This is a genomic window from Jingyaoa shaoxingensis, assembly GCF_014385005.1.
Taxonomy (GTDB): Bacteria; Bacillota; Clostridia; order Lachnospirales; family Lachnospiraceae; genus Marvinbryantia; species Marvinbryantia shaoxingensis.
The window spans coordinates 77,600-103,692 of the sequence record NZ_JACRSZ010000004.1 but is presented as its reverse complement, the minus strand read 5'-3'; the positions used below and the strand labels follow the sequence as shown (position 1 = coordinate 103,692).

General features: G+C 42.3%; 26 protein-coding genes and 1 pseudogene. 19 read left to right on the top strand and 8 right to left on the bottom strand.

Annotated features, from left to right (window positions below):
- From H8716_RS05950 to H8716_RS05930, 5 genes are all read left to right on the top strand, one after another.
- Entirely contained in the window at positions 1–969 is a 969-nt protein-coding gene (locus tag H8716_RS05950) for an ABC transporter permease (protein ID WP_249307658.1), read from the top strand.
- A gap of 200 nt (positions 970–1,169) precedes the next feature.
- Complete coding sequence (locus H8716_RS05945) at positions 1,170–1,676, top strand: flavin reductase family protein (RefSeq protein ID WP_249307657.1); 507 nt, start codon at positions 1,170–1,172, stop codon at positions 1,674–1,676.
- A 10-nt stretch (positions 1,677–1,686) separates the two neighbouring features.
- Positions 1,687–2,535 carry a DegV family protein gene (locus tag H8716_RS05940; protein WP_249307656.1) on the top strand — a complete coding sequence of 283 codons (849 nt, stop codon included), beginning with the start codon at positions 1,687–1,689 and terminating at the stop codon, positions 2,533–2,535.
- Positions 2,536–2,556: 21 nt separating this feature from the next.
- A complete protein-coding gene (locus H8716_RS05935; RefSeq protein ID WP_249307655.1) occupies positions 2,557–2,952 on the top strand; it encodes a VOC family protein in 396 nt (131 codons plus the stop codon).
- A gap of 24 nt (positions 2,953–2,976) precedes the next feature.
- Positions 2,977–3,852, top strand: coding sequence for an aldose 1-epimerase family protein (locus H8716_RS05930; protein ID WP_249307654.1), 876 nt, complete (start codon positions 2,977–2,979; stop codon positions 3,850–3,852).
- Positions 3,853–3,994: 142 nt separating this feature from the next.
- Here the strand turns inward: H8716_RS05930 and H8716_RS05925 are convergent, their stop codons facing one another.
- On the bottom strand, positions 3,995–6,013 hold the full coding sequence (locus H8716_RS05925) for a hydantoinase/oxoprolinase family protein (protein ID WP_249307653.1): 2,019 nt from the start codon (positions 6,011–6,013) through the stop codon (positions 3,995–3,997).
- 220 nt (positions 6,014–6,233) lie between these two features.
- Between H8716_RS05925 and H8716_RS05920 the strand changes: the two genes are divergently transcribed.
- The 5 genes from H8716_RS05920 to H8716_RS05900 all read left to right on the top strand — a co-directional run bounded on the left by H8716_RS05920 (position 6,234) and on the right by H8716_RS05900 (position 11,200).
- Positions 6,234–7,739 (top strand): class I SAM-dependent methyltransferase, encoded by a 1,506-nt coding sequence (locus H8716_RS05920; RefSeq protein ID WP_249307652.1) that lies wholly within the window; start codon positions 6,234–6,236, stop codon positions 7,737–7,739.
- 86 nt (positions 7,740–7,825) lie between these two features.
- Entirely contained in the window at positions 7,826–8,449 is a 624-nt protein-coding gene (locus H8716_RS05915; RefSeq protein WP_249307651.1) for a phosphoribosylanthranilate isomerase, read from the top strand.
- A 70-nt stretch (positions 8,450–8,519) separates the two neighbouring features.
- The gene (locus H8716_RS05910) at positions 8,520–9,170 is read left to right on the top strand and encodes a UBA domain-containing protein (RefSeq protein WP_249307650.1); all 651 of its coding nucleotides are present in this window, start codon (positions 8,520–8,522) and stop codon (positions 9,168–9,170) included.
- Between the two features lie 62 nt (positions 9,171–9,232).
- Positions 9,233–9,916: a response regulator transcription factor gene (locus H8716_RS05905; protein ID WP_249307649.1), complete on the top strand. Its 684-nt coding sequence runs from the start codon at positions 9,233–9,235 to the stop codon at positions 9,914–9,916.
- Positions 9,917–9,928: 12 nt separating this feature from the next.
- The gene (locus H8716_RS05900) at positions 9,929–11,200 is read left to right on the top strand and encodes a sensor histidine kinase (protein WP_249307648.1); all 1,272 of its coding nucleotides are present in this window, start codon (positions 9,929–9,931) and stop codon (positions 11,198–11,200) included.
- A 33-nt stretch (positions 11,201–11,233) separates the two neighbouring features.
- Here the strand turns inward: H8716_RS05900 and H8716_RS05895 are convergent, their stop codons facing one another.
- Complete coding sequence (locus H8716_RS05895; RefSeq protein ID WP_249307647.1) at positions 11,234–12,568, bottom strand: M56 family metallopeptidase; 1,335 nt, start codon at positions 12,566–12,568, stop codon at positions 11,234–11,236.
- A 27-nt stretch (positions 12,569–12,595) separates the two neighbouring features.
- A complete protein-coding gene (locus H8716_RS05890; RefSeq protein WP_249307646.1) occupies positions 12,596–12,991 on the bottom strand; it encodes a BlaI/MecI/CopY family transcriptional regulator in 396 nt (131 codons plus the stop codon).
- Between the two features lie 166 nt (positions 12,992–13,157).
- Between H8716_RS05890 and H8716_RS05885 the strand changes: the two genes are divergently transcribed.
- The 6 genes from H8716_RS05885 to H8716_RS05860 all read left to right on the top strand — a co-directional run bounded on the left by H8716_RS05885 (position 13,158) and on the right by H8716_RS05860 (position 17,799).
- On the top strand, positions 13,158–13,781 hold the full coding sequence (locus H8716_RS05885; protein ID WP_249307645.1) for an RHS repeat domain-containing protein: 624 nt from the start codon (positions 13,158–13,160) through the stop codon (positions 13,779–13,781).
- Between the two features lie 76 nt (positions 13,782–13,857).
- Positions 13,858–14,253 carry a hypothetical protein gene (locus H8716_RS05880; protein ID WP_249307644.1) on the top strand — a complete coding sequence of 132 codons (396 nt, stop codon included), beginning with the start codon at positions 13,858–13,860 and terminating at the stop codon, positions 14,251–14,253.
- A gap of 136 nt (positions 14,254–14,389) precedes the next feature.
- A complete protein-coding gene (locus tag H8716_RS05875) occupies positions 14,390–15,160 on the top strand; it encodes an alpha/beta hydrolase (RefSeq protein ID WP_249307643.1) in 771 nt (256 codons plus the stop codon).
- Between the two features lie 19 nt (positions 15,161–15,179).
- Complete coding sequence (locus H8716_RS05870; RefSeq protein ID WP_249307642.1) at positions 15,180–15,935, top strand: esterase family protein; 756 nt, start codon at positions 15,180–15,182, stop codon at positions 15,933–15,935.
- Positions 15,936–15,950: 15 nt separating this feature from the next.
- Complete coding sequence (locus tag H8716_RS05865) at positions 15,951–17,144, top strand: ATP-grasp domain-containing protein (protein ID WP_249307641.1); 1,194 nt, start codon at positions 15,951–15,953, stop codon at positions 17,142–17,144.
- Positions 17,145–17,199: 55 nt separating this feature from the next.
- Positions 17,200–17,799: a DUF3877 family protein gene (locus H8716_RS05860; protein ID WP_249307640.1), complete on the top strand. Its 600-nt coding sequence runs from the start codon at positions 17,200–17,202 to the stop codon at positions 17,797–17,799.
- A 209-nt stretch (positions 17,800–18,008) separates the two neighbouring features.
- Here H8716_RS05860 and H8716_RS05855 read toward each other — a convergent pair.
- Positions 18,009–19,191 (bottom strand): annotated as a pseudogene (locus H8716_RS05855) (MFS transporter).
- Positions 19,192–19,371: 180 nt separating this feature from the next.
- Between H8716_RS05855 and H8716_RS05850 the strand changes: the two are divergent.
- Positions 19,372–20,265: an AraC family transcriptional regulator gene (locus H8716_RS05850; protein WP_117449464.1), complete on the top strand. Its 894-nt coding sequence runs from the start codon at positions 19,372–19,374 to the stop codon at positions 20,263–20,265.
- Between the two features lie 144 nt (positions 20,266–20,409).
- Here the strand turns inward: H8716_RS05850 and H8716_RS05845 are convergent, their stop codons facing one another.
- From H8716_RS05845 to H8716_RS05835, 3 genes are read right to left on the bottom strand one after another with little or no spacing between them, the layout of a single operon-like run.
- A complete protein-coding gene (locus H8716_RS05845; protein ID WP_249307639.1) occupies positions 20,410–21,003 on the bottom strand; it encodes a sensor histidine kinase in 594 nt (197 codons plus the stop codon).
- On the bottom strand, positions 20,945–21,475 hold the full coding sequence (locus tag H8716_RS05840) for a hypothetical protein (RefSeq protein WP_249307638.1): 531 nt from the start codon (positions 21,473–21,475) through the stop codon (positions 20,945–20,947). The genes H8716_RS05845 and H8716_RS05840 overlap by 59 nt, the downstream gene beginning before the upstream one ends.
- Before the next feature lie 13 nt (positions 21,476–21,488).
- Positions 21,489–22,163: a response regulator transcription factor gene (locus tag H8716_RS05835; RefSeq protein ID WP_249307637.1), complete on the bottom strand. Its 675-nt coding sequence runs from the start codon at positions 22,161–22,163 to the stop codon at positions 21,489–21,491.
- Between the two features lie 246 nt (positions 22,164–22,409).
- On the opposite strand from H8716_RS05835, the gene H8716_RS05830 reads away from it, so the two are divergent.
- Positions 22,410–23,252, top strand: coding sequence for a C39 family peptidase (locus H8716_RS05830; RefSeq protein ID WP_249307636.1), 843 nt, complete (start codon positions 22,410–22,412; stop codon positions 23,250–23,252).
- Positions 23,253–23,463: 211 nt separating this feature from the next.
- Positions 23,464–25,416: an oleate hydratase gene (locus H8716_RS05825; RefSeq protein WP_249307635.1), complete on the top strand. Its 1,953-nt coding sequence runs from the start codon at positions 23,464–23,466 to the stop codon at positions 25,414–25,416.
- 69 nt (positions 25,417–25,485) lie between these two features.
- Here H8716_RS05825 and H8716_RS05820 read toward each other — a convergent pair whose 3' ends face one another.
- Positions 25,486–26,076, bottom strand: a complete 591-nt coding sequence (locus H8716_RS05820; RefSeq protein ID WP_249307634.1) for a cytidylate kinase-like family protein — start codon at positions 26,074–26,076, stop codon at positions 25,486–25,488.
- Positions 26,077–26,093: the final 17 nt, after the last annotated feature.

Below are 26,093 nucleotides of genomic sequence, written 5' to 3'. Positions count from 1 at the left end.
ATGAATACAGAACAGCAGAAAAAGAATAAAATTATGTCCATTCTTATGAAGACCGAAGTGTCTATGGTGGCAATCATTGCAATTATCTTTATTGCGGCAAGTCTTGGAACGCAGAACTTCCTGACAGCCTATAATTTGACAAATATTTTAAAACAGTGCGCAATTATCGGCATCATTTCCATTGCAGAAACTTATGTTATCATCACAGCAGGTATTGATATCAGTTGTGGAGCAATTGTCGGTATGAGTACCCTGATTGTAGCAATGTCTCAGGCAAAATGGGGATTAAGTGTACCGGTGTCTTTGTTACTTGGTATTTTAGTAGCGATTATTTCAGGTGTATTTAATGCAGCATTAGTATATGAATTCCGTGTTCCGGCGTTTGTAGCAACCCTTGGATCACAGACAATTCTTCGAGGTTTGATCAAAGTAATTTCCAATGGTGGTACTGTAGCGGGCATTAACAAATCCTTTGCAGGATTTGCATCAGCTTCTGTTGGATTTATTCCGAATCTTGCGATTGTATGGTTTGTGATTGCAGTAATCTGTTTCCTGATTTTGAAATATACGATCTTTGGAAGAAACTTATTTGTACTTGGTTCAGGAGAAGAAGTGGCAAAACTGAATGGTATATCCATCAGAAAAACAATTTATTCCACATATGCTTTTGCAGGACTGCTTTATGGAATTGCCGGTATTCTGTTGTGCGCACGTATCAATTCAGCAATCCCAACCGCAGGCGAAGCGTATGAAACCAATGCAATTGCTGCAAGCGTGTTAGGAGGTGCATCACTGGCAGGAGGCTGTGGATCTGTTTTTGGTACTGTACTTGGAACAATTCTGATTATACTGATTGACAATGTTGGTACTCAGTTCGGTATTGGAGCATTTGTAATGCAGGTGATTACAGGATGTGTTATCGTAATCGCAATTGTAGTTGACCAGTTAAAGAAACGGGGAAAACGTTAAATAATTTATTAGAACAGCAGGAGGATAAGCTCCGGTTGCCAGATTGTAGACAAAGTTGGTGCCTGGTTATGAACCAGGCACCATTGTGTTGTCAGGGTTAAGCTTTGCTTAAAAGAATGCTTTCCAAACGAATTCCTCCCTAGCCCTTCGATCGGTTCTGTGCTATGATAATGGAAGAAAATGACAGGAGGAAATCGAATATGGCATTTCGAGAAATCAAACCGGAAGAACTGAATTTTAATCCATTTCAGAGAATTGGAAAACAGTGGATGCTGATTACAGCGGGAAATGAGAGTGGCTACAATACAATGACAGCAAGCTGGGGCGGTGCCGGTGTGATGTGGGGTAAACCATCTGTGACCGCGTATATCCGTCCACAGAGATATACCAAAGAATTCGTAGACAGAGAAGGGACTTTTACCCTGTCTTTTTACGGAGAGGAATACCGCAAGGCACTGAACCTGTTCGGAACCGTGTCCGGAAAAGACCGTGACAAGATCAAAGAGGCCGGTTTTACACCGTATTTTACAGACGGAACAGTAGCATTCGAAGAGGCGGAAGTGATTCTGGTATGCCGCAAGATGTATGCCGATGAGATTAAGCCAGAGAAATTCATTGACAAAAAAGCAGAAGAAAAATGGTATCCGCAGAAGGATTACCATACCATGTATATCGCAGAAGTTGAAAAGGTCCTGATAAAAGAATAGGAGTGGTTTTATGGTTAAGATCATTGCAGACAGCACCTGTGACCTGTCACCGGAATTGCTGGAAAGGTATGATATATCAGTTTTGCCGCTGCATATTCTCCTGGATGACAGAGAATATTGTGACGGTGTCAATATTACACCGGATGAGATTTATGAATGGTCAGATGAACACCATACAACACCAAAGACATCTGCACCGGCACTGGACATGGCGATAGAAGTGATAGGTCTGCATGTGAAGCAGAACAGACCAGTAGTTTGTTTTGCAATTTCGGAAGATATGTCTACATCAGCCAATGTGATGCGGATGGCGGCACGGGAGCTGGAAGCAGAAGATCTGGTAACAGTTATCGATTCTGCAAGCCTGTCCACCGGAATCGGTCTGTTGGTGGTCCATGCCGCAGAGATGGCACAGGCAGGAAAAACGCCGGAAGAGATTCAGGAGGAGATCGAGGAACTGAAGCCAAAGGTAAGGGCAAGCTTTGTGGTGGATACACTGGTTTACCTGTACCGGGGCGGCAGATGCGGCGGTCTGGCTGCCATGTTCGGAAGCGCACTGCAGTTACATCCGATGATTGTAGTAGAAAACGGTAAAATGAAGAGTACGAAAAAATATCGTGGAAAATTATCAAAAGCCATTCTGGATTATGTAAAAGATTTGAATACACAGATGGCGGGAGCACGAAAAGAGAGGGTATTTATCACGCATTCCGGATGCAGCATGGAGATCATAGAAAAAGTGAAGGCCTATCTGGAAGGTCTTGGTATTTTTGATGAGATTCTGGTAACCAGGGCAGGAGGAGTGATCTCCAGCCACTGCGGACCGGGAACACTGGGTGTATTATTTATTGAAAAGTAATGAAAACGGGAGGATAAGAAAATGGCAAAATTAATGGATTATTGTGATGGAGTACAGCATATCGGAATTCCGGCAGGAGATCTGGCGGCAACCTGCAAGTTCTATGAAGAATTGGGATTTGAAAATGTACATCAGGCAGAGTTTGGCGAAGGACCACAGCATGTCTGTTTCCTGAAATACCAGAATCTGGTATTGGAATGCTATGATGAAGCAAACCCTGTAGGGCATGCAGGAGCCATTGACCATTTCGCAATTAACTGTACCGATATCGATGCAGCTTATAAACTGGCTCTGGAAAAAGGCTACAAAGTAGTCAGCAATGAGATTGAGGCACTTCCATTCTGGACAAAAGGAATCCGTTTCTTCATTATCGAAGGACCGAACAAAGAAAGAGTAGAGATCGACCAGATTCTCTAGAAGAGATATGGGAGGGTTAAGAGCATGATTTACACCATCAAAAATAAAAAGTTAAAAACAGAGATCAATTCTTATGGGGCAGAATTACATTCCATTCAGACTCTGGATGGATGCGAATATCTATGGCAGGGAGATCCGGCAGTCTGGAACGGACAGGCCCCGAATCTGTTCCCGTATATTGCAAGACTGACCAATGAGACTTATACGCTGGATGGCAAAGAATATCACATGAAGATTCATGGATTTATCAAAACCAGTGAACTGGCTGTGGACAGTGTTTCTGAAGAATGCATTACATTCCGTTATGACAGTAATGAAGAATCCAGAGCACAGTACCCGTTTGAGTTTTCTTACTTTATTACTTACCGTCTGGAAGGCAGTGAGCTTCACATTACCAACCGCGTGGAAAACCATGACAGTAAGAGAATGTTCTTCGGAATCGGAGGACATCCTGGTTTCAATGTACCGCTGGAAGAGGGACTGCAGTTTGAAGATTATGTACTGGAATTCTCCAGTCCTGCACACCCAAATCGTATCGGCTTTACGGATGACTGTCATCTGAACGGACAGGATCCGTTATATCAGCTGGAAGAGGATCGCAGAATTTCTCTGCATCATGACCTGTTTGATCAGGACGCTATTGTGCTGAAAAACATGGATCGATGCATTACCATTCGTTCCGATAAAGGAAAACGTGCAGTAAAAATAACGCTTCCGGATTATGATCATCTCGGTTTCTGGCATATGCCAAAGATGGCCGCACCATATGTATGTGTGGAGCCTTGGAGTTCTCTTCCGTCCAGATCAGGCGTAGTGGAAGACTTCGCACAGCAGTCAGATCTGGTTCGTCTGGATGCAGGAAAGGTATATGAGAATCACTGGAGTATAGAGATTATTTAATAAAGATCTGATTACAGAAAAGCGGCTGAACGGAGAAAACTACCTCTGTTCAGCCGCTTTTTCAGTCAATGATCGACTTACAACGTCCAGTGGATGTTGAATTTGAACTGTCCGAAGTGAAAGATGTCCTGCTTTTGTATGGTTACAGTTCGATTGCTGTGGCGTGGAGAAAGATCTCAGTCAGCAGTCCGTCTTTCGTATGTCCGATCCGGTTTTCTTCCATGGTGATCTCTATATGAGGAGCATCTCCCAGTCCCTGAAGACGTGCCCGTTTTTTAATTGTTCGTGTAAGCACTTCTTTTCCGGAAGCAACCGCTTCTTTCGGTTCTTCAAAGATGTATTTCTCCCCATTATCAAAAAATGTATAACCGGTGCAGGAACCACCTTCGTATTCTGCCTTAACAGTCAGGTCGCAGTGGGTAACTTTTCGGCTGGCAGCAGCCCCCAGAGCATTGGCAACACCGGCGTATTCCGGTACAATGGCAGTGGTATGTAACAGGACGGCAACTCTTGGCAGAAATACATGGATCGGTGCGCCTACTCCGATCAGTGGCAGTGGTGTGGACAGGGTAAGCTGTGCGTTATCGAGAACGATATCCGGGTGATCGACAGACTCTTTAGCCTGTTCATAAAAGCATCCCAGCATCGGTGCCAAAGCGTCTTTCTGGAAGAAGAACTTCTGCTTCGGGTATTGTTGCTGTAAGATAATGCGTCCAAGATTTTCATACATACGGCGGATAACCAGTTCGTAGACCAGATCCGGGATCTGCTCAGGTGTTTCCCTGATATTCGCACACAGACATTGCAGCGCGGCACTGGCAGCGGAAGAATCATACTGACGGAAGTCTCCTTTCAGAACCATCATATCGGTTGGTGTCAATCCGCTTTTCATCAGAATGCCGTCACGTTCCAGTCTGGAATCCGGCAGAAAATGTGGATCCCTTCCCATCTTTTCAGCAAGATCCAGAGTAATCAGCGGTTTTTCCTTTAAGAAAGCACACAGACGCTGTTCGTCCTCTGTATATCCGGTTTTATCAGAAATGTCCTTTTGCAGAACATAGAATTCATGAATCCAGCGGGAATGGAGACGGCGTCTGGATGCCAGCTCCTGAAGCGCAGGAAGTACATCATCATACTGGGAAGCCAGGACAGAGATGGGAATCACTCTGACGGTATCCAGAAATAGCTGATTATTTTTAAAGCGGACAGCAGTATCACCACCCAGTCCAAAGGTATCCACATAGAGTCCCTGTACCATGGTTTTCCACTGGCCAATATGGATACCGCCATTTGCCAGAACCGGCTCTTTTTTATGAATCAGGGCAATATCCGTGGTGGTTCCGCCCATATCGACGATAATACCGCTGTCTGTGTGGGAAAGTTCACTTCCACCCACTACACTGGCAGCAGGTCCGCAGAGCAGAGTCTCTACCGGGTAAGTCTTGGCCATTTCTTCAGACATCAGTGTGCCGTCACTGCGCACGATCGACAGAGGAATATGAAGGTGCCGGGATTCCATGACATGGTGAACCGCTCCCATGAATTCAGAGATCAGCGGAATCAGCCTGGCATTTAACATGGTTCCGGCGCAGGTTTTCAGAATATCTACTTCATTGGAGATATCATAGGCAATGGTAATCGGAAGGGTCAGAGTATCCTGCAGAATCTGCCTTGCAGTCAGCTCAAAACGTCCGCCATTGGCGCGGGGATGCTTCTGCACGATACCGATACTGTCGCAGTCTGCAAAGTATTGCGGTGCTTTCTGACGCAGGTCATCCCAGTCCGGATCAAAAGCATCCGGGAAGAGGTTCTCCACCTTGGCATCCAGGATGATGAACTGAGTCAGATCATCGAAGCCATAGGAAGCATAGATCTCCTTCAGGTGCTCCATCATATTGGTATCAAATCCGATCATCAGAAGCCTGGCGCGCGCTCCCCTGTTTTCCACACAGGCATTGGTAGCCAGTGTGGTAGACAGAGCCAGAAACTCTGCCTTTTGCACCAGATCCTGTGGCAGACGATCCAGAGCATTGGCAATTCCTGTCTCCAGATGAGATTTGGTGGTCAGTGCTTTTCCTGCACCGAGAATTTCTTTTGTATCCAGATCATAAACGATAGCATCCGTGCAGGTGCCACCAGTATCAATTCCAATTCCAAGCATAATAGGTCCTCGTTTTCAGTGTTTTATCTATCAAGTATAACATAAAATGTTATTTTTTGTGTACAAAATGCATCCCCCATCGGGGCTTGCGGGGGAATACAGGTTCTGATAAGATATTAACAAGTTGGCTCAGTGCAGAAGCGAAAAGTCTGGGCTGGTGCGGAATAAAATGAAAGAGAGTAACTGTGAAGGTACTGAACAGATACGAAAGAGGTATGATATGGAGTTATTACAGGAAATAGAGTCCTACTGGACCACTCGGACAGACGGATATTCTGAGGTAAACCAGAAGGAGCTTGCGGGAATGCAGAAGGCAGCATGGCTGGAGGTGTTGACAGAACATTTCCCGAAAAAAGAGAAGAAAGACTTACGGATTCTGGATATTGGTACAGGTCCGGGATTCTTCCCGACGATTCTGTCTGAAGCAGGGTATGAAATTGATGCGGCGGATTATACCCCTGGCATGCTGGAGAAAGCAAAAGAAAATGTGGGAAAATATGCGGATCGTGTCCGTTTTTGGAGAGAGGATGCGCAGAATCTGGATTTTGAAAATGAGACTTTTGATGTTATTATATCCAGAAACCTGACCTGGAATCTGGAAGAACCTGCAAGAGCTTATGCAGAGTGGATGAGAGTGTTAAAGCCGGGCGGAAAGATCCTGAATTTTGATGCCAACTGGTATGGTTATCTGTATGATGATGATAAGAGAGAGGCTTACGAGGCTGATCGTAAAAATGTGGAAAATGCAGCTCTGGATGATCATTATACCTGTACGGATATTGACCGCATGGAGCAGATTGCCCTGCAGATGCCGCTGTCGGCCATCCACCGACCGGTATGGGATGCCAAGGTGCTGCGCAGTATCGGATTTGTGGATATTGCCATTGATCAGGAAATCTGGAAAACTGTGTGGAGCGAAGAAGAAAAACTGAATTATGGTTCTACGCCGATGTTTATGATCGAAGCAGTGAAGCCGGAAATAGAGACCAAAAAACGGGTGACCAGTTACTGGAGCAGGCGAAGTGATGACTTTATGAAACATAAACGTGCAGAACTGCACAGTGTGCAGGCAGAACGGTGGATGAATGAGATTCATAAGTTTCTGCCGGCGGGCAAATCACTGAAAATTCTGGATGTCGGATGTGGCGCCGGATTTTTCAGCATTCTGCTAGCAAAAGAAGGTCATCAGGTAACAGGTATGGATTTGACTCCGGACATGGTAGAGAGAGCAAGGTTCCTGGCACTGGAAGAAGGAATCAGTGAGGATATCGCAGAGGGAAGCTGTCGTTTTATGGTCATGGATGCGGAGAATCCGGAATTTGCAGATGAAAGCTTTGATGTGGTGATTTCCAGGAATCTGACCTGGACACTGCCACATGCAGACCGTGCTTATGAGCAATGGATCCGTGTGCTGAAAAAGGGTGGCTGTCTGATCAATGCAGATGCGGACTATGGTGCAGACAATTTTGCGGACACTTCTTCCCTTCCAAAGAGCCATGTACACAATATGGTTGGAAACGAACTGATGGAAGAGTGTGAGACGATCAAGCAGCTGATGCCGATCAGCGAATGCCGGAGACCTGCGTGGGATGTACAGGCACTGAAATATTTTGATATGGAAGATGTGCAGGCGGATACAGAGCTGAGCAATCGGTTATATAAAGAAAAAGATGAATTTTACAATCCGACATCGATGTTTCTGGTCTATGGAAAGAAGAAGAGGTAGCGGAAGACCAATGGGGACGGAGTTTAATGGCACTTCGGTGTCATAAAACTCCGTCCCAAACGGTTCACGGCAGAGGAGTATGAAATATGAAGATTAAGATTTGCGGGCTGACAGACCCCAAAGAAGCAGGATATGTCAATGAGCAGCGGGTGGACTTTATTGGAATGGTATTATTTTTCCCGAAGAGTAAGCGGAATATCACGCTGGATCGGGCAAGAGAGATTATGAAATGTCTGGATCCAGATATTCAGAAAGTGGCTGTTGTGGTGACACCGACACTGGGGCAGGTGCAGAGTATCGAGCAGGCGGGATTTGATTATATTCAGATCCATGGTGAGATTCCATCCGGATATTCAGAAAGCTGTCATTTGCCTGTATTAAAAGCATTTAATATCCGGGATATGAGAGACTTCCCACAATATTCGGCAAATCCGGCTGTAGCAGGCTATGTATTTGATGCTGCAGAACCGGGAAGTGGTCAAGTATTTGACTGGAATCTGATAAAAGAGATTCCGCAGGACGACAAGCTGTTTTTCCTTGCAGGCGGCCTGAATCTGGGAAATGTGGCAGAAGCGATTTCCTGTATACATCCGGATGGAGTGGATGTTTCATCTGGTGTAGAGTATGGAAAGGATCGTACCGGAAAAGATCCTGAGAAGATCAGAGCGTTTGTCAGCCGGGCACGCCAGCCAGTCGGGGAGGGAGTTTAGGACTCCGGTCACCGGTTATTTTTACTTTTTTCTCATGGAATTTTAATCTTTCTCCACGGAAGCTTTCATATTGACAGAATATACTGACATCATCGAAACGGAGAACAGGACAAAAAAGAGAGAAAACTGTGAATCCGAAATCATCCGTAATAACGGGAAAGACAGAGGAGATAAGATGATGGAACATATGGAAATGGTTGAAAAATTAAGAGAAAAAGCGAATATCAGTATTGAGGAAGCAAAAGCAGTTCTGGAAAAGAATAACTGGGATATGCTGGATGCGCTGATTGAACTGGAGCGTCAGGGAAAAATCACAGATGGAGTGAAGATGTCTACAGAAAATCAGAACAGTGCAGCATATGAGACAGTCAGCCCGACTGTAACCGGACAGGCATTTGAAGAGGAAGCAGAGGGAAGTACAGCGGAGAAAAAGAACAGAGGTAAAATCAAACGTACGCTGAAACAGATCTTTCGCATGAGCATTGATAACAGTTTCGTAGTAAAGCGAAATGAGGAAGTACTGATTCGGGTGCCGGTGATTATACCGATTGCATGTGCGGTAGCATCCTTCTGGATCACAGCAATTGTGTTATTTGTAGGATTGATTTTCGGACTGAAATATTCTTTTGAAGGAAAAGAGCTTGGAAAAGACACCATTAATGATACAATGGAAAAGGCAAGTGATTTTGCACAGAATATTGTGGATGAGATCAAAGAATAAAAAGCAATGGTTGTATCGGTCGAATAGCTTGACGCAACAATAAGAAACAGCGGGGAGAAGATATGGCTGCAATTTTAATTGTAGAAGATGAAGAGAAAATTGCACGTTTTGTGGAATTGGAACTACAGCATGAAGGATATGAAACAGGGAAGGCAACTGACGGGCTCAGTGGCCTTTCTCTTGCGGAAAGCGGAAAGTATGATCTGATGATTCTGGATATTATGCTTCCGGGCATTAACGGGCTGGAAGTGCTGCGGCGTCTCCGGAAAACATCAGACATGCCGGTGATCCTGCTGACTGCCAGAGATGCCGTGATGGATAAAGTAAGTGGTCTGGAAATGGGAGCGGATGACTATATGACGAAGCCGTTTGCCATAGAAGAACTATTGGCAAGAATCCGTGTTGCCCTGAGAAAATCAGCAAAACAGAAGGACAGAGCAGCGGAAACTGTGCTTTCCTGTAAGGGTGTGGAACTGCGCCCTGATGCCCATGAAGTGACGGTGTGCGGAGAAAAAGTAGAACTGACTATCCGGGAGTTTACTTTACTGCAGACATTGTTGGAGCACAAGAATATTGTATTATCCAGAGATACGCTGATTGATCAGGTATGGGGCTATGATTATTATGTGGAAACCAATATTGTAGATGTGTATATCCGGTATTTGCGTCATAAGATTGATGACCGGTTTCAGATTCATTTGATCAGTACAGTCAGAGGAATCGGCTATGTGATCAAGGAAGACTAACGGAGGAACGGTATGGAACAGAAACCAAAGACATCATCGGTAATCTGGAAAATCAACCGTTCCATTCAGTGGAAAAGACTGAAAACCTATATTTTATGGGACATACTGTTTGGAATCGGAGCCATTCTGAGTGCATGTGCAGTAGCAGAGAGCAGGTATGGTGCACTGGAGCTGGCAAGAGAGCGCAGCGCCACATGGAAAGGATATCTTCCATTCTGGCAGAGACTGGCAAGCTGGCAGTATGTGTGCAAGATCAAAAACCAGGATGTTACGGTGGAAATCGGCCAGATGGCAGTGGTCGCCTGTGCAGTGATTGGTGTGGTATTTTGTGTACAGTTTTTAAGCTGGCTGATAGACTGGTCCTCCCAGAACCACCGACTGAGAGAATATATGCGTCCTATCGATGAACTGGCAATGACGGCGGAAAAATTGTCGGTGCAGGGCATTGATGAGGAACGAATTCAGAATCTGGAAGAAGCCATTGACCAATTAACTGCATCAGAAAATAATATCAGTACAGGGGATTCAGACCTAAAGGGCATCGAGAATGCAATCAACAACCTATTAAAACGTCTTCAGGCAAGTTACCGGGAGCAGACCCGTTTTGTGGATGATGCCAGCCATGAACTGCGTACTCCGATTGCAGTGATTCAAGGGTATGCATCTATGCTGGAACGCTGGGGAATGGATGACCGTGCCACACTGGAAGAAGCGGTACATGCTATCAGCGAAGAATCTGCTCATATGAAAGAACTGGTGGATCAACTTCTTTTCCTGGCGAGAGGAGACGGAGGACGGCAGCAGTTCCATCCGGAGCCGATTCAGGCAGAAGAGCTGATGAAGGAGATCTGTGAGGAATCAGAGATGATCGATCACCGACATCAGTATATATTGGTACAGAAATGGGACGGATACATTCAGGCAGATGTGGCAATGATCAAACAGGCAATCCGGATACTGGTGGACAATGCAGCCAAATATACTCCGGAAGGAGGAAAAATCACCCTGCGCCTGGAGTTATGTGAGGATGGCAGGGCAGGTCTTGGTGTACAGGATGAAGGAATCGGACTGAAGGCAGAAGAGGCAGCCCATATGTTTGAACGTTTTTTCCGTGGAGATGCAGTTCGGGGAACCACACAGGGAAGCGGACTGGGACTGTCCATTGCCAAATGGATCGCAGACCGTCATCATGCAGTGATTGATGTGGTCAGTTTTAAAGGCGTGGGAAGCCGGATCACCATAAAACTTCCGGTATATGAGAAAACCAGCAGGAACAGAGTTTAATGTTATGAAGCTTTGTCCCTGCTGGTTTTAAATTTATTTATGTGGACACGGAGAATAGGTTACAGTATTGGTTAAAACAGCATTTGAAATGTGGCTGCATTTTGTACATATCTTAGCGCTATAAATCTTTATAGTACAATTCTTTCCGTTCAAATAATGTTTTTTAAATGTGCCAGATTTGAATACATGGTTACATGAAGAATAAAACGAAATAGAACCATTATCAACAGGCATAATTGTGCCGTCTGAAAACACGAAAATATTGTTGTAAATGTTAAAATAGTGTTCATCTTTTGGAATTTCTAAGGCATCATTGCTATCATTTGAAAAAGACATTTCACACCAGGTAACATTGTCAAAATCTTGAATTTCCGAAGATTCACCACGCCAGTCATAGGTAGAAGGTGAATAAGCAAATACTGGAATACAAGATAGTGTACATATAATAAAAAAGCAAAGAAGCATTGTAGAAAATTTGATGGAATATGGTGTAGAGATAGCTTTTACTCTCTTTTTTAAAAACTCTTTATCACTTTTGGAAAAGAAAATAGCTGGTGCAATCAGTGGTCTGGAGATAGAAGCAGTGTGAATAATAGAAGCACCATAAGCATAAGAATCCTGCTTCGATAATGACTTAATAACTTTTTCATCGCAATTCATTTCTTGGACCTCCTTTAGTTCTTTAAATAATAAATAGGAAAGTGGATTAAAACAATGTAGTAAGAGTATAAGCATGGCCAGTAAACGATAAAAGAAATCGTGTGTTTTTATGTGTTGTAATTCATGTCGTAATATGTATAGATTAGAGGTATCTGTTGCAGAAGCAGTTAAAACAATAATAGGGTTTAAAATCCCGAATGTAAACGGAGAAATATACTCCTGACTATATAAAACTTTTATAGAACGTTTGATATGAAACTCAAGTTTTAGCTGTTCAAGATTTTCAGAATAATCGAGGACAGGTACAAGGTTTTTAATAAGGTATTTCCGAAAGTGGATAAAACGAATACATTGTGAACAAAAAATAACAATAAAAACAAAAAACCATATGATACAAAATAATTTTTCAAAATGCGTAAAAGAAGGAAATAGAATTCCCCTGTCAGTTAAATTAAAAGTCTGTGCTGTATTGATAATAAAATCGGAAATAATCGCATGTTTTGGGGGAGATAAAAACCAAATAACAAATATATGTTTGACTAATGGTACAGGAACAATAAAGAGAAAAAAACAAAATTTTAAAATTGTATAACGAAAACTGGCAGGTACTTTTTCATGTAGGATAAACATTATAAGCAGATATAGGATAAAAGCCAGGGAGCCAGATAGAGTCATAGTCAAAAGCAAAGTAATAAAAAAGAGCTTCATAGTATAAATACCTCATTATGCGATAGGTTATGATTCATTATCCGATATGCTGGAATGAAGGATATCAATTAATTCGTTCACTTCTTCAGATGATAAAGAAACACCATCTGTAAATGAAACAAGAAAATTTTTGAGTGAGCCATCAAAGGAATCCTGTAAGAGTTGATGTGCGTAGGATTGCGAAAGATCCTTTTGGCTTACGAGAGCAGTGTAAGACTTACGGTAACGTTTTTGATTAGTAGTTAAGAATCCTTTCATAACAAGATGGCTGAGGTAAGTGCATACAGTGGTGGTAGCCCAGTCATGATGAAATTCTTCATTACAATAATGAACAATTTCAGCAAGTGTTAAAGGTTTCTGTTTTTTCCAAAAAAGAGTCATTAATTCGTATTCTGTTTCAGTTAATCCATAATATGAGTGCATAATCAATAGTCCTTTGCAGTTTGAGTTTATATATTCATAATAATGTAAAAACAAATATGAGTCAATAAAAAACTAAAATATTTAAAATTCTAAAATATATAGAATTGTATTGACAAAACAAAACAAATAAGATTTAATAAAAATATAAAATATTGGGGGTGAATATATGATGGGAAAGAAAATTACGTTTTTAATATTAGCTGAATTAGTAGTTATGCTATCGCAGGTAAAGGCAAGTGATGTATATACAAATGCATGGATTAAGAAAGTATATTATGATACTTTAGGAAATGCAATTTCTGGTATAGACAGAACATATGATGAAGAGGGTAAAATTCTGACAGAACATGTATACTCTGAAGAGGGAATTCCAGAGGGAGAATACATAGAATATGAAACGGATGAATATGGAAGAGTGACGGAGGGGATAGCTTATCAGGAAAATGGAACGCCATTGGGCGTGATAATGACATATGAATATGATGATAATGATAATTTGACAAAAATTATTACTGATACGGGTGATGCAAAACAGATTATGCTATATGAATACGATGACCAGGGAAATGTAATATATCGAAAATTTTCTGAGGGAGAGAATGTGTTCTTGGACGAAAAAACAGAGAATATTTATGATCAGAAAAACAGATTAATAAAAAGTATTTGTTATGCTGAGGATGACATTGAAGTAACGGAATATCATTATAATGATAAAAATCAAGTTATTAGAGAAGACATTTTTGACAATCAGAAGAATTCTAAAGGTCATTTTGAATACAGTTATTCATAAAAGGAAGAAGGCGAGGTGATTCCATTGAGCCAGTAATAGGAAGGAGTAGGTACCGTACAAAAGAAAGGGGAAAAGGATGAAGAAAAAAATTACGGCAATGTTATGTTTTTGTTTTATTTTGACAGCAATATTTACGGTTACTGTTAATGCGGCAGAACTTGAAAAAATTGAGGCGAATAAGATAGAGATGGGACCATTGGTCGCAACCAGAGGTGAAACGGGGTATAATTGTTATGTATCTGGTGATGCTGTAAATTTCAGATCATCTCCGTACTTATTAAGCAATAATATTATTCGGACATTATACACGGGACACAGACTGTGGATGAATGTTAGTGGGATGAACATTGCATATAATAATGGGTATTATTGGTCTTATGTTAAGGATATAAAAAATGGTGACTGGGGATATATGGCATCAGATTATTTTCATATTCAATCTTCACCGCCAAGAATTGCAGGTGGAAGATAAGAAGAAACTTTAACAAATGTAAAAAATGAATCGTATTGAGAAAGAGGCTGCAGCTTATTTTGAACTGCAGTCTTTTTCAATTTACAATTTAAAATTCAGGTTTTATAATAAACCTGTTGAAAAGGAGACTGATATTATGATAAATAAATGGCAGATTACGATTCCGGAGCTGTCCGGTGAAGAAAAACGCAACGTCTATCTTTATCTTCCGGAGTCTTATTCATACGAACAGGAAAAACGATATCCGGTATTATATATGTTTGATGGACATAATGTATTTTTTGATTCAGATGCAACCTACGGAAAATGCTGGGGCATGAAGGAGTATATGGATCGTACCGGCAGACAGTTAATCATTGTTGCTGTGGAATGCAGTCATGATCCGGATAATGGGCGTCTGAAGGAGTATTCTCCGTTCCCGTTTACTGCACCGAATATTGGAAAAATCCCGGCATGGGGCAAGCAGACCATGGAATGGATGATTCATACACTGAAAGCACAGATCGACCGAGATTACCGTACACTTCCAGATCGGGAGCATACATTTATTGCAGGAAGCTCCATGGGAGGACTGATGAGTCTCTACGCAGTGCTTGCTTATAATGACGTTTTTTCGAAGGCAGCAGCGCTGTCACCGTCTATCTGGACGAACATGACTCAGATTAATAAGCTGATTCGGGAAGCAGAAATTGTACCGGATACAACGGTCTATATGGATTATGGCGCTAATGAGATCAATTTTCATGCAGTGATGCGAAAACAGTTCCGCAAGGTAACAGATCTGTTACTTTCCAGAGACGTTCTGCTCACCAGCCGGATTGTGCCAAATGGGGATCACTGCGAAGCCTGCTGGGAAAAGCAGATTCCATATTTTATGGATGCCCTGTTTTATCCTGAGACCAGATAACAGAAAGAAGAATATAAGTATGAGAACACAGTATTTTAAAGAATATAGTCCCGCCCTTGGACGGGAGATGGAATGGAAGGTCTATGGGCACGGCGGTCGACCGGTGTTGTATATTCCATGTCAGGATGGCAGATTTTTTGACTTTGAGGATTTTCATATGACGGATGTATGGGCACCGTGGATTGATGCGGGTCAGGTATGTGTATTTTCCATTGATACTATTGATCGTGAAACCTGGTCCGATACCTGGGGCAATGCAGAGTACCGCAGTCAGTTGTATGAAAACTGGATCCGCTATATTACAGATGAGATGGTACCGTTTATACGTAAGATGGTTAATGAGATGAACGGCTGGACAGGTTATCCGGACATCATTGCATTCGGATGCAGCTTGGGTGCAGCCCATGCGGCAAATCTGTATTTCCGCAGACCGGATCTGTTTGACGGACTGCTGGCATTGAGTGGTGTATACAGCGCAGAATACGGGTTTGGAACCTTCATGAACGATCTGGTGTACCAGAATTCACCAGTACATTACCTGTCTAACATGCCATACGACCATCCGTATATACAGCTTTACAATAAGAAAAAAGCTATTATCTGTACCGGACAGGGACCATGGGAACAACCGGAATATACCAGACAGCTTGATCGTATCCTACATGCAAAAGGCATCAACGTCTGGGTAGATTACTGGGGATACGACTGCTCCCACGACTGGCCATGGTGGTACAAACAGGTTACCTACTTTGTACCATATCTGTTAAATGTTTAAGAGGAGAATGATATTATGAAAAACTTTATTTTTATCTCACCAAACTTCCCGACAAATTATTGGATGTTTTGCCGGGAACTGAAGAAAAACGGGCTGAATGTCCTTGGAATCGGGGACCAGCCTTATGATGAACTGGATTATAATGTGAAAGAGAACCTGAATGAGTATTATAAGGTCAGCACTCTGGAGAATTATGAGGAAGTGTACCGCGCAGTAGCATTTTTGATTTTTAAACATGGTCGCATTGACTGGCTGGAGTCTAACAATGAATACTGGTTGGAGAGAGATGCCAGACTGCGTACGGAATTCCACATTACCAGCGGATTTCAGGAAAGTGATATTTCGCGTATTAAGTTCAAATCGAAAATGAAAGATTACTATAAAAAAGCAGGTATTCCGACCGCCCGTTTCCACATGGTAGACACGGAAGAAAATTGTCTGAATTTTGCAAAAGAAGTGGGTTATCCGGTAGTTGCCAAGCCAGATAATGGGGTTGGAGCTTCCAATACCTGTAAGATCACGTCTGATGAAGAGATGAAGACCTTCTTTGAAGAAAAACAGCCAGATACGATATACATTATGGAAGAATATATCTGGGGCGAGGTAAATTCTTACGATGCTATCATCGATTCTAATGGAAAGCCGATGTTTGAAACCGGCAATGTTTCCCCGGTTTCCATTATGGATATTGTGAACGAGCAGCAGAGTTCATTATTCTATATTCTAAAAAAACTGCCGGCAGATACCAGGAAAGCAGGACGGGCTGTGGTGAAGGCCTTTGGTGTAAAGAGCCGTTTTGTTCATTTTGAGTTTTTCCGTCTCCAGAGAGATCAGGAAGGTCTTGGAAAAACAGGTGATCTGGTAGCACTGGAAGTCAATATGCGTCCAAGTGGAGGCTTCACCCCGGATATGATTAACTTTGCTCACAGCACTGATGTATACAAAATCTGGGCAGACATGATTGCTTTTGATGAGACAACGATGCCGACAGGTACCAGTGCGTTCTGTGCTTTTGTGGGACGCCGTGATGGAAAAGATTACGTAATGGCTGATGCAGCGCTCAGCGGAAAATATGCCAAACAGATCTGTATGGAAGACCGTATGCCAGATGCACTTTCCGGAGCTATGGGAAATCGTGTATATATTGCAACATTTCCCACAGAAAAACAGATGACATCCTTCTATAAGGATGCGTTGACCTGTAGATAGAAAATGGTATAATAGTTAGCAAAAACTAACACGACGGAAAGTGAGGTTAATTTTTATGCATATAGAACAACTGGAACGTCATATCATTGATACCATCAAAGAATGGCAGATGAAGATAGGATATCAGGAAGAGAACATGCGTCTGTATTATCCGGATGTATCCCTGATCGGAATGCTGGAGCTGCCGGATGGTACAACCGAAAAAGAACTGAAAAAGAATCTGGCTGTTTTTGCAGAGATCGTCAGTGAACGACTCGGCCAGATAGAGATCTCCAATGTGGGAGAACGCTACTGTCTGAATGTCCCGGCAGAGGGCTGTAAGTACATTTCAGAAAAAGTGCCGGATTCTGAGTTATTAAAGAATCTTCTGGTCGTTCTGAACAGGCGGGAGAACAATATGGATCAGGTACGCAGGGTCTTTGAAGACTATGCCACAGAACATCAGGGAACCTGTGTAGAAGAAGACCATGAAAGCGAAGGCCTGGGACTGGTATTTTACTACACATCCGAAGAAACAGATCCATATGTATACTGCATAGAGCAGGATGATTTCGGTATTACTTATCACCGCTTCTCCAGACCAGACTATAACAAACTGGTCAGTGAAGACAATGAAATAAAACATAATGCACAGGAATGTATTATGTGTAAGTAAACTCAGTCAGGTAACTATAAATGAGCAAATTTGAAAAATTACAAAAAACGATGTTACGTGTTTCATAAAGTTGATAAGGATACATTGGTACTGAGGAAAGCCCGCAGTGCTTTGGGATTCCCAAATGAATTTTCAATCGGATGCAGAGCCTGTGACTCTGCATCCTGAATGTTGTATTCACAGTTTCCTTTAAAATAAAAATAGTCTTCCTAATATTTTTTCTTTGTATGTAAAATGAATAACATAATTAATAAAATAGCTGGAAAAATAAGACCAATTCCCATTCCGACCTGAATATTATTACCAGCACTCTGAGTGATATGACCTACAATACCTGGTCCAATACTACCGCCCAAATCTCCAGCCATAGCAAGCAATGCAAACATTGCTGTTCCTCCCATAGGAAATTCTTTAGATGAGATGCTTATTGTTCCAGGCCACATAATTCCTACAGAAAACCCACATACAATACAACCAATCAAACCAAGTATTGGATTCAATGATAATGCAGTAAGCAAGTAACAGATTACACATAAGATTCCGGAACTTGCCATAAATTTCATTAAATCTATTTGTTCTCCATATTTCCCGAAAATTACACGACTTATGCCCATTGCAATAGCAAACATGCATGGACCAGCCAGATCACCTATTGTTTTTGATAATCCAAGTGCTGCTTCGGCATAGGCAGAAGCCCATTGTGCCATTGCGAGTTCTGATGCACCGGAACAGATCATCAGGCAAATAGCAAGCCAGAATAAAGGTTTTTTAAATAGTTCAGTTACTTTCATTCCATTTTCTTCATCTACCAGATATTCAATAGGACAGGTCGCAAAATTATAGATATTGACAATTGGAATAAGTGCCCATAATACAGCGAGCCATTTCCAATTTTCGATTCCCAATATTAGGAAAAATATGGTTGAGATCAATATGGTTCCTACAGCTCCCCAGCAATAAAAAGAATGAAGAAGGCTCATGGTTGCTTCTTTGTTATCAAATGGGCATGCTTCTATAATAGGACTGCAAAGCACTTCAATCAATCCGCTCCCCATTGCATATAAAATAACGCTGCACAGGATTCCTGCAAAAGGATTCGGGAGAATCTCCGGCAAAAATGCCAGTCCGATTAATCCTGCAGCAGAACACACTTCAGAAGCTACAACACAGACACGGTATCCGATTTTGTCAACAAATTTAGCACAGAACAGATCGATCAGAAGCTGGGTAAAAAAGAAACAGGTAGATATCCACGCAATATTTCCCAGCGAAATCTGATAATCATGATGAAATTTTAAAAATAACAGGGGGGGCAAAATTAGCTGCAATAGCCTGAGTGATAAACCCAAGATAACATGCAATTTTTGTTTTTTGATAGTTTGGCGTTGTCATGATGATTCAAAAGTCCTTTCCTGGGATTTGTAACAGATCGTTATTACATTTTTGTCATCATACAAAAAGATGATGATCTGTAACTTTTATTGAATTATAAAGTATAAATAATGTATTTTCATTGCTTTATATCTGATTTTTATTGTATAATATCGTAAATTACATACAAAGGAGTCAAGAATGGAAACAATAGAGCAAGCCTATAACAAGATCCTGACAGATGAAAATCTGATGGAATCGATTACTCACGGCACAAACAGATATCCATTTGATTTTTTCTATGATGATCTGGCATTATTTGATTTTAATTGTATTGAATGGCACTGGCACACAGAATTGGAGTTTGTATATGTTGAATCTGGAACTGTAACTTTTTGGAGTGGAGAGAAACACTTTGTCCTTTCAGAAGGAAATGGAGTGTTCATTAACTCGAAAATTTTGCATCGATTTCATTCTCCTGATGGGGCAATTATTCCCAATTTTTTATGCATGCCTTGTTTCATTTCTCCTGAAGACAGTCTGATTTATTCCAAATATATCCAACCGGTTATTTCGTCTTCACTCACTTTTCAAGTTTTTTATAAAGAAATTGTCTGGCAGGCAGAGATATTGGAAATTATAAAAAAAATTATTTCTGTTCAAGATGAGAAGAATGTTCGTGAACTGGCAACATCGGCTCTGATGCAAGAAATATGGCTGAATTTATGCAAACATGTAAATATCAAAAATGAGGATAATTATTCATACGCGTCGGCTTCTTCGCAGGCAAGATTACAATTGATGATGCAGTATATTCAACAAAATTATCGTAGTAATATTTCATTAGATAATATTGCAGATTATGCAATGTTGAGCAAAAGTACAGTCCTGAATTATTTTCGGAAATATTTACATACGACGCCGATAAATTATTTGATAAACTATCGACTAAATGAGGCAGCAGTACTGCTCAGGAAAACAGAAAAGAAAATTATTACAGTTTCAAATGAAACCGGGTTTAATAATGTTGATTATTTTTGCAAATTATTTAAAAAGCATTATCATCTTACACCGACTGAATATCGAAAAAAATAAAGATTATATTGCGAACGCAATTCATCACTTCGGCATATCTTATGTACCGTACACAATAGGTCTGTCAGGACTGACTCGTGCAGACGGACTGGCATTAGGACGTCCATCTGGATTCGTGGCAGACTTTCTACTGGGTAAGGAATATTAATTTTTAAAAATCACTTCAAATACTACCTTCGTGGCACCTGCGGCTTTGGCTGTGATGGTGCCATGATGTATTTCTACGATATTTTTGGCAATGGACAGTCCCAGACCATAGCTGCCATCGGATTTCCGTGATTTGTCAGCCAGGTAGAAGCAGTCGAAGATAGAAGAAAAGTCGCAGTTTTCTGCATCCGGGAAATCGTTCGTGATGGCCAGACGAATCTTGCTGTTTACAGTATGCAATTCCACATGGACTGTACCCGATTCTTCACAATACTTGGCAGCATTATCGATCAGAATTGAGATCAGTTCCCGGATAGAGGATTCATTTCCCTTTAATGTGATGTTGTAAGTTAGCTGTTTCTTCTGGCGGGTCAGTACCTGTTCGAAAGGCAGCATCACATCATACAGTGCATCAGAGAGGCTAAAAGGTTCAAAATCAATCTTCTGCTGTTCATCCATTTTTGCCAGTGCAATCAGTTCCCGTACCAGCTTGTTCATACGCTGTACCTGTCGGTCGATGCCGTCAAACCATTCACTGTTTCCATAGGTCATCCGGTGATGCATTGATAAATGCAATACAAATCTGTTCATTTCCATCGGTATCTTTATTAGTGATGACACGATACTTTATAAACTGATTCCATCCATGGTCTTTTTTTCTTTGCCGGATGACAGAAATATAGTTTTCCAGATCTTCATCAGAAAAGGAATCCTCGATATTCTGACGCACAGTCTGAATGGTATAGTCACTGTCCAGAATTACGACACAGCAGGCAGAAGAACTCTGCATATTCTGGTGCAGCAGCGGGAAAATGTCAAAAGGTGAGGTGGTACGTTTTTTTCCAGGATCTTTTGCGGCAGGAGCATTCTCATGTTTCGGTTTATTCTTAGTATCATCCTGCTTGCCGGTATGACGAATCAGCATGTCTTCCAGTTTGTTATCCAGGAGCTGATTGCACTGGTAAAGAAAGACACCGTTAATCGAAGCAATCACAATCAGAATGACGGACAGAAGTGCCAGTGCTGCAATACGAATAAAATTTCTCTGTAATTTTTTGATCATAGCAATATTCCCTCTATCTGGATTCTTCCATGCAGTATCCCACACCGCGGACAGCACGGATGGAGACGGAAGTATTCAGCTGCTGCAGCTTTTTGCGCAGATTAGAGATGTAGACCCAGATATTATTGACAGATACTTCACTGTCCCAGCCCCATACCTGTTCCATCAGAGTATCGGATGTGACGATGGCTGTCGGGGTACGCATGAGCATTTCCATGATCTGATATTCCCGGCTGGACAGAGGCAGCTTCTGATCCTTGCATACCAGTTCAAAAGAAGCGCTGTTCAGGGAAAGATCTCCATAAGAAAGCACTTCTGCCTGATATTGCTCTCGTCTTCGCAGTATAGCGCGGACACGGGCCAGTAGTTCACTGACGGAAAAAGGTTTTGGCAGGTAATCATCGGCACCTGCATCCAGTCCTTTTACACGGTCTTCCACTTCAGACTTGGCGGTCAGAAGCAGGATCGGAATATTGTTTTTTTCTGAACGCAGTTTGCCAAGGACTTCCAGTCCGTCCATTCCCGGCATCATAATATCCAGAATGATGCCATCGTACTGACCTCTGGACGCAAAGGTATAAGCATCCGTGCCATTATCCGTCTCATCTAAGGTATAATTATTCTTCTGAAGCAAAGCCACCAGAGCTCTGCGAATATCATTATCATCTTCTGCAATTAACAGTCGCATAAAAATCTCCTCTTCGTATCTGTTTCGTAACGGTTCAGAGCCAACCTCCAAAATGCTGCGCATTTCGTCGGTGTGGCGTATCCGCCAAATAAAATTTATCGGCTACAGTATAACATGGAATAAAAGTGGGAATAAAGCAAAAAGGGAACTTTCACAAAATCTTCAGATTTGATTTAGGCTGTTTTTAGGGTGGCATGGTAGCATAACAGGGTATCAGTTTGAACGGAAACAATATGAGGAGTGGGAATGAAGAAGATTACAGCAATTACTTTAGCAGTGGTGGTGTTTATCGGTGGATTTGGTGCCGGAAATATATATCGTTCAATTTGTAAGGCAGAAACGGTCAGTCAGAAAGAAACGGAAACGGAGGATTCGGAAGAAACTTTGGTGCAGGATGATATGGAAACAGAAACACAGTCGGAAACGGTGGCTGTGGGATTGGAGAGCGCGCAGATTTTCGCAGAAGTGAAGAAAAGCGACAGTGGAACCCAGTTGACGGATTTTGATATTATCGAACAATATCCGGAGCTGCCTACCGGATGTGAGATCACAGCTATGACCATGGTACTGAATTATTACGGATATCAGGTGAATAAAGTAACTATGGCGCTGGACTATATGCCAAAAGTGCAGGCAGAATTTTACCGCAGTGAGGATGGCCGGCTGATGGGACCGGATCTGGAGAACTTTTTCGTGGGAGATCCAACGGAAGAGACGGGATGTATCTGCGGAACCGGGGCAATTGTCACAGCAGCCAACAGGTATCTGGCAGATGTGGGAAGTGATCTGACAGCAGCTGCCATGAAAAATGCGCAGCCGGAAAAACTCTATGATCTGATTGATCAGGGAGCGCCGGTGGTGATCTGGTGCACGATTAATATGGAAGACCGTGCAGAGACAGACGGATGGTACCGGGAAGATGGTACCTACATGGAATGGAGTACCAATGATCATGGAGCTGTGCTGATCGGATATGATGAAGATACGGTAACAGTAGCAGATCCTATCTACAACCGCATCACTGTCAGCAGGGATCAGTTTGAAAAGATCTTTGCCGAGCGTGGAGGTCAGTGCGTAATTCTACAATAGGGCGTATAGAATGTAATTTTTCAGACAAAACCGGGAGTGTGTTCGAAAATCGAACATCCTTCCGGTTTTGTGCATTGTGAAAAGAAAAAATAGCAGGTAAGATATAGACATAAATCGGGAATAGTAGAAATGAAGTAACTGTTCAGAACCTGCTGTCCCGCGAAGTGAAGGTACTGAACAGATACGATTCACAGGAAAGGTGGACAATATTATGGTAAAGAAAAAACATTCTGCATTAGGCGTAGCAGTAGCAGCGGCAGCAGGTGCAGCCGTTCTTGCATCGAAGAATCGTAAGGAAAAAGAAACTGTAAAGTCTCATGTGGATCCGAATTACCGCAATACAGAACGTGGTAAACAGGAGAAAAACAGCAAGGGTATTTATTATACAAACGGAAATTATGAGGCATTTGCCCGTCCGGAAAAGCCGGAAGGCGTGGATGACAAGCATGCTTATCTGGTAGGAAGTGGACTGGCTTCTCTGGCAGCAGCCTGTTTCCTGGTAAGGGATGCACAGATGCCGGGTGATCATATTCACATTCTGGAAGCAATGGATATCGCAGGCGGTGCCTGTGACGGTATTTTTGATCCGACCAGAGGTTACATTATGAGAGGCGGCCGTGAGATGGAGAACCATTTTGAATGTCTGTGGGATCTGTTCCACAGTATTCCGTCTCTGGAAAAACCAGGTGCATCCGTACTGGATGAATATTACTGGCTGAATAAGCATGATCCGAACTACTCTCTGTGCCGTGCCACCGTAAAACAGGGACAGGATGCACATACCGATGGAAAGTTTAACTTAAGTCAGAAGGGCTGCATGGAAATCATGAAGTTATTCTTCACCAAAGATGAAGACCTGTACGACAAGACGATTGAAGATGTATTTGATGAAGAAGTGCTGAATTCCACATTCTGGTTATACTGGCGTACCATGTTTGCTTTTGAGAACTGGCACAGTGCTCTGGAGATGAAGCTGTATATCCAGCGCTTCATCCATCATATCGGTGGACTTCCGGATTTCAGTGCACTGAAGTTTACAAAATACAACCAGTATGAATCCCTGATTCTTCCGATGAAGAACTATCTGGAAGATGCCGGCGTGGAATTCCGTTTCAATACGGAAGTAACGAATGTACTGTTTGATATCAGGAATGACAAAAAGGTGGCAACTGAGATTGAGTGCAAGGTGAAAGGTCAGGAAGAAAGAATCATGCTGACAGAGAACGATCTGGTATTTGTCACCAACGGAAGCTGTACCGAAGGTACCATTTACGGTGATCAGAACCATGCACCAAACGGAGATGCAGAGGTACGTACCAGTGGATGCTGGAGCCTGTGGAAAAACATTGCGAAGCAGGATCCTTCCTTCGGACATCCTGAGAAATTCTGTTCCGATATTCAGAAGACAAACTGGGAATCTGCAACCATTACCACGCTGGATGATAAGATTATTCCATATATTACCAATATCTGTAAACGCGATCCGAAGAGCGGAAAGGTAGTGACCGGCGGTATTGTCAGCTGCCAGGATTCCAGATGGCTGCTGAGCTGGACCATTAACCGTCAGGGACAGTTCAAGGATCAGGATAAAGATAAAGTATGCGTATGGGTATACAGTCTGTTTACCGATGTGCCAGGTGATTATATCAAGAAACCGATGAAGGACTGTACCGGTAAAGAAATCACAGAAGAATGGCTGTATCATCTGGGAGTTCCGACTGATCAGATCGAAGAACTGGCAGAACACAGTGCAGTTTGTGTACCAACCATGATGCCATACATTACAGCATTCTTCATGCCAAGAGCAAAAGGTGACAGACCTGACGTGATTCCGGATGGATGTGTGAACTTTGCATTCCTGGGACAGTTCGCTGAGACACCGAGAGATACCATCTTCACTACAGAATATTCTGTACGTACCGCAATGGAAGCCGTATATGGACTGCTGGGTGTAGACCGAGGCGTGCCGGAAGTATGGGGCAGCGTATACGATGTCAGAGAACTATTAGATGCCAGTGTGAAACTGATGGATGGAGTGTCACCACTTGAAATCCCATTGCCGGGTCCATTGAATTTAGTGAAAAAACCATTGCTGAAAGCAGTGAAAGGAACAGTAATAGAAAAAGTTTTAAGAGATCACAATGTAATTAAAGATTATATGTAATAATTTTGAGGGGGAGCATTTATGCTCCCCCTCGATATATCTAGGTTTAAAAATTCTGTTTCCCTACTATTAATACAGCTGAGAAATAATATCCACGCATTTATCAATTCCCAGTGTGCCGCTGTCCAAACATACATCGTAATGTGCTGCATCACCCCATTTGCGGTCTGTGTAAAACTGATAGTAAGCGGCTCTTCGTTTGTCTTTATCTTTCAGACGTTTTTCTGAAGGAACGTCGGTTTCTCCGTATACTTTTACGATACGTTCAGCACGTTTTTCAAAGTTTGCATGAATGAAGACTTTTAGACTGTCGGCATATTCTTCTTTTTCCAGAATTGCATCGGCACAGCGACCTACGATAACACAGCTTTCTTTTTGTGCAATCTCCCGGATAATATTAGTCTGAATGATCCACAGCCTGTCCTGATTGCTCATTCCATTAGCATAACGGGCAACAAAGGCATTGGCAAGCCAGCCTCCAGGCACCGCATATTCACTGCCTTCTTTAATATAATCATGGCAGAATCCGCTTTGCTCTGCCATCTTAATAATCAGTTCCTGATCATAGCATTTAATACCAAGTTTATCTGCTACATTTCTTCCGATGGTTCTTCCGCCGCTTCCAAACTGACGACTGATCGTGATGATTCTGTTTGCCATATACATCCCTCCAATAC

What these genes read in the sequence shown, in the direction of transcription:
- H8716_RS05920 (WP_249307652.1), top strand. Translation starts at nt 6,234, where the DNA reads ATGGAGTTATTACAGGAAATAGAGTCCTACTGGACCACTCGGACAGAC.
- H8716_RS05865 (WP_249307641.1), top strand. Translation starts at nt 15,951, where the DNA reads ATGAAAAACTTTATTTTTATCTCACCAAACTTCCCGACAAATTATTGG.
- H8716_RS05895 (WP_249307647.1), bottom strand. Translation starts at nt 12,568, where the DNA reads ATGAAGCTCTTTTTTATTACTTTGCTTTTGACTATGACTCTATCTGGC.
- H8716_RS05825 (WP_249307635.1), top strand. Translation starts at nt 23,464, where the DNA reads ATGGTAAAGAAAAAACATTCTGCATTAGGCGTAGCAGTAGCAGCGGCA.
- H8716_RS05870 (WP_249307642.1), top strand. Translation starts at nt 15,180, where the DNA reads ATGAGAACACAGTATTTTAAAGAATATAGTCCCGCCCTTGGACGGGAG.
- H8716_RS05860 (WP_249307640.1), top strand. Translation starts at nt 17,200, where the DNA reads ATGCATATAGAACAACTGGAACGTCATATCATTGATACCATCAAAGAA.
- H8716_RS05940 (WP_249307656.1), top strand. Translation starts at nt 1,687, where the DNA reads ATGGTTAAGATCATTGCAGACAGCACCTGTGACCTGTCACCGGAATTG.
- H8716_RS05830 (WP_249307636.1), top strand. Translation starts at nt 22,410, where the DNA reads ATGAAGAAGATTACAGCAATTACTTTAGCAGTGGTGGTGTTTATCGGT.
- H8716_RS05850 (WP_117449464.1), top strand. Translation starts at nt 19,372, where the DNA reads ATGGAAACAATAGAGCAAGCCTATAACAAGATCCTGACAGATGAAAAT.
- H8716_RS05930 (WP_249307654.1), top strand. Translation starts at nt 2,977, where the DNA reads ATGATTTACACCATCAAAAATAAAAAGTTAAAAACAGAGATCAATTCT.
- H8716_RS05935 (WP_249307655.1), top strand. Translation starts at nt 2,557, where the DNA reads ATGGCAAAATTAATGGATTATTGTGATGGAGTACAGCATATCGGAATT.
- H8716_RS05950 (WP_249307658.1), top strand. Translation starts at nt 1, where the DNA reads ATGAATACAGAACAGCAGAAAAAGAATAAAATTATGTCCATTCTTATG.
- H8716_RS05890 (WP_249307646.1), bottom strand. Translation starts at nt 12,991, where the DNA reads ATGCACTCATATTATGGATTAACTGAAACAGAATACGAATTAATGACT.
- H8716_RS05840 (WP_249307638.1), bottom strand. Translation starts at nt 21,475, where the DNA reads ATGATCAAAAAATTACAGAGAAATTTTATTCGTATTGCAGCACTGGCA.
- H8716_RS05885 (WP_249307645.1), top strand. Translation starts at nt 13,158, where the DNA reads ATGATGGGAAAGAAAATTACGTTTTTAATATTAGCTGAATTAGTAGTT.
- H8716_RS05905 (WP_249307649.1), top strand. Translation starts at nt 9,233, where the DNA reads ATGGCTGCAATTTTAATTGTAGAAGATGAAGAGAAAATTGCACGTTTT.
- H8716_RS05915 (WP_249307651.1), top strand. Translation starts at nt 7,826, where the DNA reads ATGAAGATTAAGATTTGCGGGCTGACAGACCCCAAAGAAGCAGGATAT.
- H8716_RS05925 (WP_249307653.1), bottom strand. Translation starts at nt 6,013, where the DNA reads ATGCTTGGAATTGGAATTGATACTGGTGGCACCTGCACGGATGCTATC.
- H8716_RS05900 (WP_249307648.1), top strand. Translation starts at nt 9,929, where the DNA reads ATGGAACAGAAACCAAAGACATCATCGGTAATCTGGAAAATCAACCGT.
- H8716_RS05845 (WP_249307639.1), bottom strand. Translation starts at nt 21,003, where the DNA reads ATGAACAGATTTGTATTGCATTTATCAATGCATCACCGGATGACCTAT.
- H8716_RS05945 (WP_249307657.1), top strand. Translation starts at nt 1,170, where the DNA reads ATGGCATTTCGAGAAATCAAACCGGAAGAACTGAATTTTAATCCATTT.
- H8716_RS05880 (WP_249307644.1), top strand. Translation starts at nt 13,858, where the DNA reads ATGAAGAAAAAAATTACGGCAATGTTATGTTTTTGTTTTATTTTGACA.
- H8716_RS05835 (WP_249307637.1), bottom strand. Translation starts at nt 22,163, where the DNA reads ATGCGACTGTTAATTGCAGAAGATGATAATGATATTCGCAGAGCTCTG.
- H8716_RS05875 (WP_249307643.1), top strand. Translation starts at nt 14,390, where the DNA reads ATGATAAATAAATGGCAGATTACGATTCCGGAGCTGTCCGGTGAAGAA.
- H8716_RS05820 (WP_249307634.1), bottom strand. Translation starts at nt 26,076, where the DNA reads ATGGCAAACAGAATCATCACGATCAGTCGTCAGTTTGGAAGCGGCGGA.